The sequence below is a fragment of the Enterococcus wangshanyuanii genome (genome assembly GCF_002197645.1).
GTDB classification, from domain to species: Bacteria; Bacillota; Bacilli; order Lactobacillales; family Enterococcaceae; genus Enterococcus_L; species Enterococcus_L wangshanyuanii.
This window is the reverse complement of the sequence record NZ_CP021874.1, coordinates 2,580,468-2,594,857: the sequence shown is the minus strand read 5'-3', so window position 1 is coordinate 2,594,857 and position 14,390 is coordinate 2,580,468. Positions and strand designations below refer to the sequence as shown.

16 protein-coding genes are annotated in these 14,390 nt (G+C 35.9%); 5 read left to right on the top strand and 11 right to left on the bottom strand.

The features are described 5' to 3' along the window. The first annotated feature begins 50 nt into the window (after nt 1-50). The gene (gene hisJ / locus CC204_RS12775; RefSeq protein ID WP_088270517.1) at nt 51-878 is read left to right on the top strand and encodes a histidinol-phosphatase HisJ; all 828 of its coding nucleotides are present in this window, start codon (nt 51-53) and stop codon (nt 876-878) included. Between the two features lie 53 nt (nt 879-931). Here the strand turns inward: hisJ and CC204_RS12770 are convergent, their stop codons facing one another. After that, nucleotides 932-1,372 (bottom strand): MerR family transcriptional regulator, encoded by a 441-nt coding sequence (locus CC204_RS12770; protein WP_088270516.1) that lies wholly within the window; start codon nt 1,370-1,372, stop codon nt 932-934. A gap of 113 nt (nt 1,373-1,485) precedes the next feature. On the opposite strand from CC204_RS12770, the gene CC204_RS12765 reads away from it, so the two are divergent. Beyond that, nucleotides 1,486-2,454 carry an alpha/beta hydrolase gene (locus tag CC204_RS12765; RefSeq protein WP_088270515.1) on the top strand — a complete coding sequence of 323 codons (969 nt, stop codon included), beginning with the start codon at nt 1,486-1,488 and terminating at the stop codon, nt 2,452-2,454. Between the two features lie 110 nt (nt 2,455-2,564). Here the strand turns inward: CC204_RS12765 and CC204_RS12760 are convergent, their stop codons facing one another. Then, nucleotides 2,565-3,041 (bottom strand): hypothetical protein, encoded by a 477-nt coding sequence (locus CC204_RS12760; RefSeq protein ID WP_088271720.1) that lies wholly within the window; start codon nt 3,039-3,041, stop codon nt 2,565-2,567. 294 nt (nt 3,042-3,335) lie between these two features. Here CC204_RS12760 and CC204_RS12755 point away from each other — a divergent pair, with 294 nt between their 5' ends. Next, nucleotides 3,336-5,966, top strand: coding sequence for a YfhO family protein (locus tag CC204_RS12755; protein WP_088270514.1), 2,631 nt, complete (start codon nt 3,336-3,338; stop codon nt 5,964-5,966). Nucleotides 5,967-6,480: 514 nt separating this feature from the next. On the opposite strand, the gene CC204_RS12750 is transcribed toward CC204_RS12755, so the two are convergent. The 7 genes from CC204_RS12750 to CC204_RS12720 form a co-directional block, all read right to left on the bottom strand. Next, nucleotides 6,481-6,801, bottom strand: coding sequence for a DUF4176 domain-containing protein (locus tag CC204_RS12750; RefSeq protein ID WP_088270513.1), 321 nt, complete (start codon nt 6,799-6,801; stop codon nt 6,481-6,483). Nucleotide 6,802: 1 nt separating this feature from the next. Next, on the bottom strand, nt 6,803-7,525 hold the full coding sequence (locus CC204_RS12745; protein ID WP_088270512.1) for a hypothetical protein: 723 nt from the start codon (nt 7,523-7,525) through the stop codon (nt 6,803-6,805). Further along, the gene (locus tag CC204_RS12740) at nt 7,519-8,802 is read right to left on the bottom strand and encodes a T7SS effector LXG polymorphic toxin (RefSeq protein ID WP_088270511.1); all 1,284 of its coding nucleotides are present in this window, start codon (nt 8,800-8,802) and stop codon (nt 7,519-7,521) included. The genes CC204_RS12745 and CC204_RS12740 overlap by 7 nt, the downstream gene beginning before the upstream one ends. Continuing rightward, nucleotides 8,793-9,110 carry a hypothetical protein gene (locus tag CC204_RS12735; RefSeq protein ID WP_157894285.1) on the bottom strand — a complete coding sequence of 106 codons (318 nt, stop codon included), beginning with the start codon at nt 9,108-9,110 and terminating at the stop codon, nt 8,793-8,795. The genes CC204_RS12740 and CC204_RS12735 overlap by 10 nt, the downstream gene beginning before the upstream one ends. Nucleotides 9,111-9,165: 55 nt before the next feature. Then, nucleotides 9,166-9,417 carry a hypothetical protein gene (locus CC204_RS12730; RefSeq protein WP_088270509.1) on the bottom strand — a complete coding sequence of 84 codons (252 nt, stop codon included), beginning with the start codon at nt 9,415-9,417 and terminating at the stop codon, nt 9,166-9,168. Between the two features lie 72 nt (nt 9,418-9,489). Further along, nucleotides 9,490-9,792 carry a WXG100 family type VII secretion target gene (locus CC204_RS12725; RefSeq protein WP_088270508.1) on the bottom strand — a complete coding sequence of 101 codons (303 nt, stop codon included), beginning with the start codon at nt 9,790-9,792 and terminating at the stop codon, nt 9,490-9,492. A gap of 251 nt (nt 9,793-10,043) precedes the next feature. Next, complete coding sequence (locus tag CC204_RS12720) at nt 10,044-11,552, bottom strand: flavocytochrome c (RefSeq protein ID WP_088271719.1); 1,509 nt, start codon at nt 11,550-11,552, stop codon at nt 10,044-10,046. Nucleotides 11,553-12,027: 475 nt separating this feature from the next. On the opposite strand from CC204_RS12720, the gene CC204_RS12715 reads away from it, so the two are divergent. Beyond that, nucleotides 12,028-12,435, top strand: coding sequence for a MerR family transcriptional regulator (locus CC204_RS12715; protein WP_157894284.1), 408 nt, complete (start codon nt 12,028-12,030; stop codon nt 12,433-12,435). Then, on the top strand, nt 12,436-12,777 hold the full coding sequence (locus tag CC204_RS12710) for a DUF4260 domain-containing protein (RefSeq protein WP_088270506.1): 342 nt from the start codon (nt 12,436-12,438) through the stop codon (nt 12,775-12,777). It begins immediately after the preceding gene. Between the two features lie 95 nt (nt 12,778-12,872). Here CC204_RS12710 and rihC read toward each other — a convergent pair whose 3' ends face one another. Together rihC and CC204_RS12700 are read right to left on the bottom strand one after the other, a co-directional pair. Continuing rightward, nucleotides 12,873-13,796 carry a ribonucleoside hydrolase RihC gene (gene rihC / locus CC204_RS12705; RefSeq protein ID WP_088270505.1) on the bottom strand — a complete coding sequence of 308 codons (924 nt, stop codon included), beginning with the start codon at nt 13,794-13,796 and terminating at the stop codon, nt 12,873-12,875. A gap of 133 nt (nt 13,797-13,929) precedes the next feature. Beyond that, entirely contained in the window at nt 13,930-14,262 is a 333-nt protein-coding gene (locus tag CC204_RS12700) for a hypothetical protein (RefSeq protein WP_088270504.1), read from the bottom strand. Nucleotides 14,263-14,390: the final 128 nt, after the last annotated feature.

The window sequence follows — 14,390 nt, the reverse complement described above, 5'->3', positions numbered from 1 at the left end:
GACTTTTCTCTCACCCTCTTATTTAACAAATGGTCAAGGAGGATTTTTTCATGAAACGAGATGGACATACGCATACTGAATTTTGCCCACATGGCAATGTTGAAGATACAGAACTGTTGATTCGCAGAGCCATTCAACTAGGATTCAAAGAATATAGCATCACTGAACATGCACCTTTACCTCCAATCATCCAAGAAAGAGCAGCTGGAGATCCTTTAGTGTGGACAACTGCTTCAATGGCTCTGAACGATGTGGATAACTATTTTAAAAAGATGAATTTATTGAAGAAAAAATATGCTTCTGATATTCTTATCCACATTGGTTTTGAGCTAGATTATTTTTCTGATTATCAGAGCTGGACAAAAGATTTCTTAACAGAATATGGTCCTCAAACAGATGATGGTGTTTTATCTGTTCACTTTCTTGAAGGAAAGGATGGTCTGCGCGGAATCGACTATTCTTTTGATGAATATAAAGACGGTATTGTCGACTACTTAGGCAGTTTCGAAAAAGCCCAAACTCTTTATTATCAAAAGGTTTTAGACTCCTTGGAAGCAGATTTAGGACAATGGAAACCGACACGTCTAGGACATATTTCTCTGTGTCAAAAGTTCCAAAACTTCTTTGATGAATCAACGGAGTATTCTTTAGAAAACCAAGAACTTGTCCACACCCTTTTGACCCGCGTGAAGCAAGAAAATTACAGTCTTGATTTAAATACTGCTGGATTTTATAAACAAGGTTATCAACAGAGTTATCCACAGGTGTGGATAATTAAACAAGCCCTTGAATTAGGTATTCCTTTTGTTTACGGATCCGATTCTCATGATTTAAATGATATCGGCCGCAGTTACTCAGATGTGGAAAATTTTCTATAATAAAATAAAACAGCAGCTTCTGTAGCGAAACAGAAGCTGCTGTTTTATTTTGATTAGATAGCATGTGCACGATCATAATGTTCTTGAATTTCTTCAGGTAGTTGATCCGGCAGCATTGTTGCTATACGCATTTCATCGCCATCCTCAATCGCTCTATCATAGTACCAGCATTTATATTTGAGCATGTCCAATACTTTTTCTAATTTTTCTATTTCATTTTCAACCACTACACGCTGCTTCTCAAACAGTTCTTTACGTTGTGCATAAGTTTGGCCGCCTTGGGTGCTCCACTCCATGAATTTTTTGATGTCTTTTATTTCCAGTCCTGATTTTTTTAAACATTCGATCACTCTCAACGCTTCTATCTCATTTTCTGAAAATCGTCTTGCACCAGAAACTCTTTGCATAGTAGGGAATAGACCTTCTTTATCATAGTATCGTAACGTCGATATTGGTAAATGAAACATTTCAGACACCTGTCCGATCGTAAACATATTTTTCCCTCCATTTTTTCATTTTCTCCCTTGACCTAAAGTCAGGTTTAGGTTTTATCATTCTAATACACAGAAAAATCACTGTCAAATACATTCAAAGGAGAAATGATAGAATGAAACAATTAACAATGACACAGAGCTGGGACAAAGTTTTTCCGAAAAGCGATACGATCAATCATCGAAAAGTAACTTTCCACACACGATATGGTCTAACCTTGGCAGCCGATCTTTACGAACCTAAAAGTTCTACTGCCAAACTAGCTGCGATTGCTGTTGCTGGACCGTTTGGAGCAGTGAAAGAGCAATCATCAGGATTATACGCACAAACATTGGCTGAAAAAGGCTTTTTGACCCTTGCGTTTGATCCATCTTTTACAGGTGAAAGTAGCGGTCAGCCACGCTTTGTAGCTTCTCCTGATATCAACATAGAGGACTTTCAAGCAGCAGTCGATTTTCTTTCTACACTTGATAATGTCGATCAAGAAAAAATCGGCATCATCGGAATCTGCGGCTGGGGCGGTATGGCGTTGAATGCAGCCGCCATCGATACACGAATCAAGGCGACTGTTACCGCGACAATGTACGATATGTCCCGTGTAACTACCAATGGCTATTTTGATACGATGGATGAAGACGCCCGATATGATCTGCGTAAACATTTAAATGCACAACGAATAGAGGATTATAAAAATGGAGCGTACGCAAGAGCTGGCGGCGTGATCGATCCAATCCCTGAAGATACACCACAGTTTGTCAAAGACTATCATGACTATTATAAAACTGCTCGTGGCTATCACGAACGCTCACTGAATTCAACAGACGGATGGAATATCACTTCATCACTCTCTTTTATGAACATGTCTATTCTGCAATACAGCAATGAAATTCGCAATGCTGTTTTAATGATCCACGGTGAAAAAGCTCATTCTCTTTATTTCAGCCAAGATGCATTTAAACAACTAACTGGTGAAAACAAAGAATTGCTGATTCTACCAAATGCATCACACACAGATTTATACGATCAATTAGAGATCATTCCATTTGAGAAGATTTCAGTATTTTTTGAGAAGTACTTTGACTAGACATTTATAAAAAATGGGAAAAGAGGAAGATATTACTCTGCAAGTTTTATCTCCCTCTCTTTTTTCTATTTAGGTATTCTTTTACAACAACTAGCTCCTAAAGACGATCTTTAGTTGCCTTTCTTTATAGCCAAATACGTTTCACGTGCCTCTTTTGATTCTTGCTTCATCGCTGGATACGCTTTTTTTATATCATTTGCAGTAATGAAAAAGAAAATAATAGCTATAACTTCAATCGGAAAGACTGTTAATCCGATTAATATAAGAGATGTATCACCCGTTCCACCCATTGCAATTTCTGAAATCATTACGATTCCCATGATAAGACCAACTATTTCTGCAACATACATCAATATCGGTGCGATATACTTTTTTTTGGATACCAAATTTAATTTACTTACACCAACATGAGCCAAAATAGTAAATGCAAGTATGATCGTACCTACCGATTTTATATTTATTCCTAAAAAAGATAACACGAATACTACTATGATAATTAGAGGGATCGAAATATAATAACCGTATATTTGATATGGTCTCATTTTCTCTTTCATTTCTTGTTTTGCATTCCTCAACTCTTCCTTCAATGTTCCTAGCTCCTTTGATTTTATTAGGATCAATCATTTAATCCTTCCTTTTAGTATAGAATTCATTAAGTTATCATTTTATCATACAAAAAACAGTTATTCTTATCTATTTATTAGAGAAAATCCTAATTTTTTGACGCTAATTATTTTCAATAGTTAGAACTTTTTCAGCTACCGTTAGATCAAGCACTAATAAACGTTTAAATTTTTTTAGATTTTCTACCTCAAGCAATCAATTTTTCTAGGGATATGCTACACTATAGTTAGTTTATTTATTACATTGTGAGGTCGATTATGAAGAAAAAAATTCGTGCATTTACCAAAGAAAACTGGCCTTATATGACCGCCAGCTTTTTCATTCCTTTTTTTGTAATGGTCATTGTTTATTTAAGTCTTGGTATCTATCCAGGGAGCAGCCGTAGTGTGATGGCGAGTGACTCCTTTTCACAATTTTCCAATTTCCATGCAAGTTTCAATAATGTTCTTCATGGAAAACAAAGTATTTTTTATACATGGAATGCTTCTCTAGGTCTAAATTATCTTTCTTTGATTTCTTACTATCTTGGCGGGCTCTTTACACCGCTTGTACTATTTTTTAAAAATCAAAATATCCCTGATGCACTCTATCTGATTACCTTATTAAAAATTGGATCAGCGGGTCTGTCTTTTTGGGTTTTTGCGAGAAATACCTATAAGATGCCAAAATGGGGCCACGTTATGCTTAGTGTACCTTATGCACTAATGTCATTTGCCACTGCTCATTCTGAAATCATCATGTGGCTGGATGCCTTTACGTATTTGCCGTTAGTCATATTGGGGATTCATCGCTTGATGGATAAACAAAAGCCTACATTGCTATTCGTCAGCTATTTGCTATTGTTCATCTCTAATTTTTACATGGGCTTTATGATCGGTGTTTTTTCATTCCTTTACTTCATTGCCCGGACATTGACCAATTGGACGCTATACAAAAAAAGAATCGTTTCTTATGGACTGACCTCTTTACTAGCAGGCGGCGCGTCGATGATTCTAGTCTTACCAGCTGTCCTTGATTTAAGAGCAAATGGAGAGACCTTGTCTCAAGTGACTCAATTCAAAACAGAAGCAACGGCTTTTTGGGATGTTGTCATGAAAAATATGATCGGTGTCTACGACACGACTAAATATGGCTCGATCCCTTTCATTTATATCGGTTTGCTTCCGTTGATTTTCTGTGTCTTTTATTTTGTCACAAAAGAAATTCCTTGGAAAAATAAAGTGCTGTTTGGTAGTTTATTCGTTATTTTGATTGCCAGTTTTTACATTACGCCATTGAATCTATTTTGGCATGGGATGCATGCGCCGAATATGTTTTTATTCCGCTACAGCTTCTTATTCTCTTTTCTAGTGGTGCTTCTAGCTGGATATGGCTTTGAGAAATTCAAACAAGATGATTTAGGTTTGCTGGCAGGAACGACGATTATTCTGATCGCTATCTTTGCTTTAGCAGAAGGCACAAAAAGTGCGACAAGCTATGACTATATTCCAATCACCACGTTTATCTTGACGGTCGTATTTTTACTTTTATATTTAGCTGGAATCGTTTTTTACCAATTGAAAAAAATTCCGATGAACTATCTGATCATCTTATTACTATTATTGGTCTCAACCGAAGCCTTTCTCAATACAAACGCCATGTTAAATGGTATTTTAGACGATTGGAACTATGCTTCCCGCAGCTTGTATAGTGAGCCGTATCCGTCACTTAAGCAGCTCGTCGATAAAACAAAAAAAGACAACGATTCCTTTTATCGTTTGGAGAACCTGAACCCTGTTTCATCAAATGATAGTATCAATTACGGCTATAGTGGGGTCAGCCTGTTTTCTTCAATAAGAAACCGTCATTCTTCTTCTTATCTGAATGATTTAGGTTTTAGAGCAAGAGGAACTGCGCTGAATATCCGTTATCCAAACAACACACTATTAATGGATTCATTGGTCGGGATCAAATACAATATTTCTGAAAGTGATCCTTTGAAATTCGGTTTTTCCCCAACGGATAAAGCAGGGAAATTCTCGTTATATGAAAATAGCAATGCGCTGCCGTTAGGCTTTTTAGCAGACAAAGACATTTATTCTGTAAAACAGCCGACCAATGACAATTTAAGCAGTCAAACAAATTTATTCAACGCGTTAGCTGATCAAAAACAAAACTATTTTACATTTTATCAACCAACGATCCTCAATAAAAACAATGTGAAGATTGAACAAAATGGGACATCTGTGACTTATCGAGAAGTTCAAAATAACGTTGCTAAAGATATTACATGGACGGTTGATGTACCAGCAAACACACAAGCATATCTTAGCTTGTTCCCGACGGACTTCGCGCAGCTGGAAAGCTCAACGGCAACGATGTCGGTAAATGGTACCAGTCAAAAATCACAAATCAACATCACTGGACAATACTACAATCTAGGTTATTATGATACGCCTACAACGGTCACATTCACGGTCAGCTTCTACGGCACAACAGCCGTGAGCTTTATGGAACCAAAAGTTGTTGGAATGGATACTAAGGCCTTTGAACAATCTGTTCAGGCGATCCAGGATAAGGGTGCTGAGCTATCTGCTAAAGGCCGTAAAGCAACTGGAACGGTCACTGCAGATAAAGACCAAGTGCTTTTAACAACGATCCCATATGATAAAGGCTGGAAGGCTTATGTCGATGGCAAAAAAGTCCCTGTAAAAGCCTTTAAAAACGCATTCGTAAGTATTCCTGTAACAAAAGGTGAACACACGATCAAATTCGTTTATTTGCCGGAAGGCTTTATCCTTGGAACAGTTTTATTCGTTACTTGTATTGGTGGTTTTGTATTTTATGTACGAGTGATCAATAAGCCTAAGCTGGATTTGGTCAAACCTCGGAAACGTAAGAGAAAATAAAAAAATGAAAATAATCAACTAACAGCTCCTTCCTGTCATATTTAGAGATGACAGGAAGGAGCTGTTAGTTGATTACTTATTGAGCTTCTTCTCCAAGTAACATTGAGCTAACTTAGTTTGTTCTACTTATTTGCGCCGATCATTAAGCCATATAACCGTTCACAAAGTGCTCAATTACTTATACTCAGATGTAGTTTTATTTATCACTATTTTTATTCTCATCCTAAATGATATTTCTCTCGTAAATTACTCTTTCTCTTTTCCATGTCTCATAACAATCTGTTAACCGCTTTATATACGTTGGAATGCGTTCAGGTGAAGCCTCTGAAAAAGTCAGAGTATCATCTTCCGCTGCAACTGCCTCTAGATCATTTAAAAATTGTTCTTCCAGTTCTTTTTCACATCTTTACGTACATGAGGATAATATAGTACAGGATTCATTTTTACTTTTATTCTTGGTTGTTTATTTTCCATAAGTGCTCTCCTTAGGCTGATCTAAATCAAGAACATAATTCTATTTATCAATAATTTCCGAAACTCGCCCTTTGGAGATATGTGTATTTTTTTCTCTCCATTCTTTTAACGCAGAAAGAACTCTCTCTTCATTTTCTCCTACGAATCCCTCATACAAAACATCGCTTATGTCTTCTTGATTGAAGTATGCAAATTCTTCCATGCTTACTAATCCTGTTAATTGATTAATAGCCGCATAGTCCATGTAACATTTTTCTTCATTAATATTTACTATTGGTTGTCTAGCTATTATCATTAGAGGAATAATCCCTTCATTTAAATAAACTACACTACCTATCGGTAATAAATTTTGATCTTTCATATTATTTCTCCATTCTCGTTATTAAGTATTCAACCTTTTTTTTGTTTAAAATAGTGTTCCCGTTGAAAAAAAGTAAAAGCGCAATTACTGTTATCAATATAGCAAATAATCTTTCTTGAACCAAAAATGGAAGTATTATCGTTACAAATACTATTATCCCTATTAGAAATATTAGTGGCAAAATATTTTTAATGGGAACTTCTTTTTCTAGAGAAACATTTATTTCATATCCTTTCCCAACTAGATCTAAATCTCCATTACAAAATTTCTCTACGTTGGACAAGAATCGTTGTTTTCTATACTTTGATATCAGATAAAAAATTAGACTAAAAATTGTCCAAAAAATCATAAGATTAAAGATACCAGTTAATATGTTTGGAGGAAAATTAGTTTCTCCAAATATCCAAGATTTCTCGATACTATGCCTCAGAATTGCACTTAATACTATCCCTATAGAAATACCGATAAAATTTCGTTCGGATTTTTTTTTCATTACATTCTTCATTTCGTCTTTAGAAATAATTTTATCTCTAAGATCTACATTTGACTTATAAATTTCACGTTTAATTTTATGCTTACCAAAACCAATTAAACCTGAATTTTGTCTTATCAAATATTCCTCATTATCTTGAGTTAGTAGTAACACCCACCCTAACACTACTTTTTTGTCATCAAAAGAGAGATTAAACAGTTCCCCTTTTTCAATTTTTGAATTATCTACCATGAAAAAATTCCTCCAATAAAGTCGCCAACTCCATCAGAGAGTTTATTCCATCCTGAGACTACAGCATTACCCACACTATCTTCAAAATCTTTTACCCCTTTGAAATTATCACGCAACCAATCATTCGCTAGCCCTACACCTATACCTATACCAATTGCTCCAACTATACCCACGCCTATTGGATTAGCTAACACTCCAGCACTTACTAAAGCTGCAGATCCTAATTCAATCGCACCTGTAACACCTACTGCAGCAATGCCCGTTGTAATTTCTTTTCCCCAAGCTTCTTCTGCCGAATCACCTTGCCATAAGTCGATTCCCACACCAATAAAAGTACCGCCAACTTCAGTTAGTGCTTTTCCAAAATATTTGCTAACACCTTTGGCAGTATTTTCAATAGATTCTCTTGCAGCTGCAGTGGCTCCTGGAACTTGTCCTAAAATTCGTCCATCAGGCATAGTTATTGAATATCTATTCGACCAAATAGAACTAGATAGTTTTTCTCCGTATTTTGCACCAGCCTTACCTAGATTTTTTTCAATTTGATCTCCTGCAAATTCAGTTGCTGTTCCTTGAAGAACCGCGATAATATTCCCATAATCGGCCTGTTTATTTTGTAATGAGGTAAACCAACTTTTATCTGTTCCTTCTGGAAGCTTATATGACCCATCACTATTAATCGTAGTATTACTTAATACCAAACAACCTTGCATAGCAATATTCATATTGTTCAAGCTATTACTAAATAAACCACTTGTCTCAGAAGAAAATTGCCGTAGTTTTTCTAACTTTTCTTGTAACTCTTGAATATCCTGTTCATATTCAGTTGCCATACGATTTAACGATGCTTCAACGTTTAGTAGCGCATCTAATATTTTTGCGACAGGATTATTTCTAGAAAGACTTCTAGCCACAGATGCAGATGCTTCTACAGAAGCCTTCATCGCTTTCTTTGTAGCAATCTGTCGTGTCAATTTGTCTTCATCTAAATTTCCTTCACTAGCTACTTTTCCATCAGCATTTGTATATGTTTGTAGCTCTTGTTCAACTTCGTCAAGTGCTGAAGTAACTTTACTGATCGTTGGCAAAATTAGATCACTAAATAATCCCTTACCGGCGGTATAAGCGGCTCCAGAGAGGGTTTTCCCATCCACAGCTGCTATCACTTTCTGACTGCCAGATTTTAACTGTTCAGATGCTTCTTTTCCACTCTGTAAGTTCTTTTTTAAGGCAGCTATTAACTGCGCTGACTCTGAGCTAGAATAAATTAATCCCAAGGAATTTCACTCCTTTTTTTGTAAAGTTGTTCTGTCTCTTTCTCAATTTTTTTCCGCTGATCGTGATACCCTTCAAGCAATTGATTTTCTATTTCTTGTAATTGTCGTTTAAAAAAATGTTCTTGATCTTCGTTTTTTTGTATCATGCGATACCTTTCTGAAGAACCATCCTGATGGTCTTTTTCTAAGATCATTGCTAATGATCGATACCCTCTGTGTAACTCCTCATTTAAATTATGTAAACTATCTTCTATTTTGCGTTGGTCATGACTAAGATCATCAACACTATTTTCTTTTTCAAGAATCAAACGATTATAAGTTGCCCTCTCTTGTTCATTTCTATTTTTTCCATGATAGAACTCCTCAAAATTTAATCTTACTATCTTCAATTGCGATGATCTCAGCTATTTTGGGAAACGTTTGACTTTGTTCCTTCACGCATTCAATGAGCTGTGATAAATTAGAAATTAACTGGTTACTGATTTCAGCGCCTTGTGTCATGCTGTTAATATTACTTGTACTTAATGTTACTTGTTGTCCGCCGGAAATCGAAACTGCACTGACACCCGCTACTGCTCCTGCAGCAGCTCCTATATCTGAAGCTATATTTGCCATATGAAAGCCACCTTTATCTATATTATAATTGATTGAAAAGACCTAGAAACAAACCCTCCAATTCCTCTCATTTTATAGTCCACGACCAATCGCAGAAGAAATATTTTGATCTGTTTCTTCCATGATTTGAGCAACTTCGTTTAATTGTTTATTGATTTGTTCTAAAAGCTCTGCAAACTCGCCTACTTTTGGTTTTAATGCAGCAAATTGATCATTGAAACTATCAAAACCTGAACCCTCCCAGTTTCCTTGAATCGTATCTTGTTCTGATTGTAATTTTTGTAAAATGTCATTTACTTGGTTAGAACCATCTGTATATTTTGTTGCAGAAGTTCTCAGTTCTTGTGGGGATAATTTAATTCTATCACCTGCCATTTTGTTCATCTCTCCTTTTGAATTTTATTGAATACGTTTTTTTATTATTTTAACACAAAAAGACGATTATTTTTCTCAAATTATTTCTCCAAGTATGGTTATTTATGAGAGAAACTTACCCTTTTAGCTATTCTCCCATGTAAACATATATGAAAAAACACCAGGATTTCTTTCGTCTAACCGCAAACAAAAAAGAGCTGGTTTGATTACCAGCTCTTCTCATTACAACAATTATTTTGTTTAATCTAGTTCTATTTAGTCTCTTCAGCAAATTTCGCTGATTGTGTACCTGCTTGACGTCCAAACACTATAATATCTGCAACAGCGTTCCCGCCAATTCTATTTTGCCCATGAATTCCGCCAGTAACTTCACCAGCAGCATATAATCCTTTGATCACAGAGCCATCTTCTTTTTCTACTTGCGCATCTGTATTGATTTTCACGCCACCCATCGTATGATGGATTCCTGGTGCAATTTTAATTGCATAAAATGGCCCTTTTGTTAAATCATAATCCATTGCTGTTTTACGTTCAAATGCAGTATCTGATTGACTTTCTACTGATTTGTTCCATGTATCTACTGTATTTTCCAATGTCTTAGCATCTACATCGATTTTTCCAGCTAATTCCTCAATTGTTTTTCCTTCAATGACTACGTCTTGCTCTTTATAGAAATCAACTTGTTTAGCACGTTTTGCCAATTCTGAATCAAATATCAAATAAGCATAGTGCTCTGGAAGTCCAGTGATCGCCGCAGAAACATTATCACGTGTCTCAAGTTCATTGTAGAAACGCTCACCTTGTTGATTTACAAGAATGGCACCTTCACCACGTACTGTTTCGCTAATAAGCATACCTGTTTTTTGAACAACTGTTGGATGCACTTGAATTTGCTCCATATCAACAACTGCGCCTCCAAGTGACTCGATCATTTTGATACCGTCTCCTGTACTTCCTTCTGAATTCGTGCTGACATAACCTTTTAGATCTGGACGATATTTTTCGATCATTTCTTCATTAGCGCCAAAACCACCAGTTGTCACAACGACTGCTTTTCCTGAAATGACTTTCTCTTCCCCATTCACTTTAGCAGTTACGCCTGTAACTTGACCATTCTTTTCATTTATTTTTACCACATCAGTGTTTACAAATAATGGGATTTCATTCTCGTGAATATTTTTAATCAAACCGTCTACTAAATAAGTGCCGACTGCGCCTCCATCATGTGGTCTGTGAATACGCTTCTGACTGGCACCGCCACTATAACTAATGTTGTCTAGAGTAATTCCCATAGAATCCAGCCAATCAATAGCCGAAGCAGAATGATCTACTAAATAATGTAGTAACTCTTGATCATTAGTACCTTTTCCACCTTTTAACGTATCATCAAAAAATGATTGATTACTATCTTCGATTTTTTGTTCTTTTTGAAATTTTGTCTCTGAAGCATTCATTCCACCTGAAGATTTCAAAGTATTGCCGCCTGCAACTGGTAATTTTTCAAGAATGACTGGATTCATACCAGCATCTTTTGCAGACAACGCTGCTGCCATACCCGCGCCACCAGCACCGACAATAACAACATCATATTCATCTTTTAGTTTTGATGGATCTGTGTATTCTTGTGCAGAAGCACCAGAATTCGCTTCAATCGAACTTCCTGTGCTTTTTTCTGTGCTAGATTTACTTGTTGAAGAGCTACCTCCTCCACATGCACTCAATGCTAGAACCATTGTTAACCCCACAAAAACAGATTTCATTTTGTTTTTTTTCATGATTATCCTCCTAAATCAAATACAGCTATTCGCTTGAAAAATAGTGAACAAGTACTTTTAAAATAAAGTACTACTTTTTTACTCAATACTGTTTATTAAATAAAAGTATTTGTTCATCATTTCACTATTTATATTAAGTCATTTAATAACATAAATCAATGCTTTTAGCTTAAAAATAAGATCATTCTAACCGATTAAAAATCTCTTAGCGAGTTAAACCTAATTAAAAGAAAACTATTTCAATCTACTTTGTGAATAATTTGAAATGAATACTAAAAATGTGTATAAAATATGAAATTGCATTCTCGTGTTTTTTATCTTCTTAATGAGAATTAGTGAATCAATGAGCTAGATCCGTCAAATGCTTAACTACTCATAAACCTTTAGATACTATTTCCCCTTGACTCTATAGTTCACTTCAATGTTATCCTTTTTGTATAGGAAAACAGGAGGTCTTCATATGAAAATAAATGAACTATCCAAACTTACAGGGGTCAAGAAAGAAACAATAAGATATTATGAAACGATGGGCTTACTGACACCTGACAGAAATACGAACGGCTATAGGCATTATACAGAACAAGAATTAAAAGATCTTAGATTCATTTTGAAGCTCAAACTTTTAGCCATTCCATTGAATGAAATAAAAATGTTGATGGATATAAAACGGCAAGATACTAGTCTTGCATGTAAGGAAGAAACCCTGTACTTTTTAGAGCGATACATCCAAATAAGCCAGGATAAATTAGCATTTTTAACAAAAGCTGTCGATATTTTAGTTGATATCAAAAGTATTGTTGGTAAAAATAACCCGAATGAAGAAAATGAAATCATTCAACGCTTAGCATTATTTGAGGAGGAATTCTAAATGAAGCTTATTCTGAAACTTGAATCTATCAGTCTCTTTTTAATTGCTTTATTCTTCTACTTTTCTATCTTTAAATTTAGCTGGATATCTCTTTTAATTTTTCTATTTGTACCTGATCTATCGATGATTGGCTATCTTTTTGGTAATCAATTGGGTGCTTATGTCTACAACCTTGTTCACCATTTACTATTACCAACGATACTGCTTGCATTAGGTCTTTCTTTCGATTCTTCATTCTTGCTGATGTCATCGTTGATCCTTTTTATTCATATTTTTATGGATCGTTCCCTAGGCTACGGATTGAAGTATCTAGATAGCTTTCACCATACTCATTTGCAATGAATGCATTAAAAAGTCCGAGAAAAACTAGAACACAGTTTTTTCTCGGACTATAATTCTTAAAAAACCAGAACCTAAAATCAGGTGCTTCTCTTTCTTTAAATACATTTCCCTATCGTATCAAAAAACCATTGTTTAAACTGACCACTATCTAAGTCCACACAAACACGGCAGTTCGCAGTTTTTCCTAAATAGCCATTCAAATCAACCAATGTCGCACCAGCAGTCAGTGCACCTTGTGTTTCCACTGCCACATAGGTTTCTCGCACATCAAACATTTCTGGTGCCAGTAAGTAAGCAATCGCACAGCCATCATACATATGCAGCCCTACATCCAAATTGCCGCTACGGTAGCTTTGAAACAGCTGATCGATCATCTCTCCTGTCTTATTCATCTTTTTAAGCTTCTTGCAGTCTGCAGCTGAGATCAACGCTTTTTCACCAACATCCAAACCAACCATCGTCAAGGGTAATCCACTCTCAAAAACAATCTTAGCAGCTTCCGGATCTGCTGCAATATTGAACTCTGAAAGGACACCGGTATTTCCTCTTGCCAAAGATCCACCCATCAAGACAAGTTCTCCGATTCTTTCAGTACATTCTGGATACATTCTTAGCAGCAACGCGACGTTCGTCAATGGTCCAATCGCAACGATCGTTGTCTTTTCCTTTGTTTCCATCAAAGCCTTATACATATCGATCACTGCATGATTTTTCGTCAGCAATTCATATTTGGACTCTGTAAATTCATAACCATCCATTCCTGTGCTCCCGTGAATTTCACTCGCGTCGATCGCTTCACGAAGCAAAGGACGGTTTGAACCGATCGCAACAGGAACCTCTTTATCCCAAAATGCCAACAACTTAAGCAAATTTTTGGTCACCTTATCTACACTGACATTTCCAGAAACAGTCGTAAATAATTTTACATCCAACCTTTCATCAAACAGCGCAGCTGCAATCGCTACTGCATCGTCGATCCCTGGATCCGTATCGATAATGATTTTTCTTTTTTTATTCACTCTACCTTGTCCTTCCTTTAGCCTTTGGCTTCATCAAGACCTTCTCCCAAATATCCTTAACTTGACCAAAGTACTCCTTTTTGTATAAAAAACAGGAAACAAAAACGTATCTGCCTCCCATCTCTTTCTATTCTTAATAATCCAATTGCTTTAAACGTAATAAAAATGCATCCGGCTTAAGATATTTGATCGTATATAAACGTTCAATTTGCCGGCGGAGTTTTTTATCTTCTTTTGAAGCCAAATCAAACACTTCCATCAGCTTACTAATGCCATACTCAAATAACACACCACTGCCTCCGCTACCGATAGCAAATCCAATTGATTCCGTATCATTTAGCTGTCCTTTTTTTATTTCTGCAACAATTTGGGTAAAATCACCCTCAACGATTATTTCATCGATTTTCTTATCCAATGCGGTAATTAGTTCCGCCTTTGTGCGTACTTTTACTTGCTCTATGACCATCTTAAAAAACCTCCTTTTTTAATTATTATACGCTATTCTATCATTTTTACTAGTCGTACTTAAGACTGAAAATGGAAAAGGATTATTTTGACCTCTGTCTTTTATGAGATAAAAAAAAGCCAAAGACA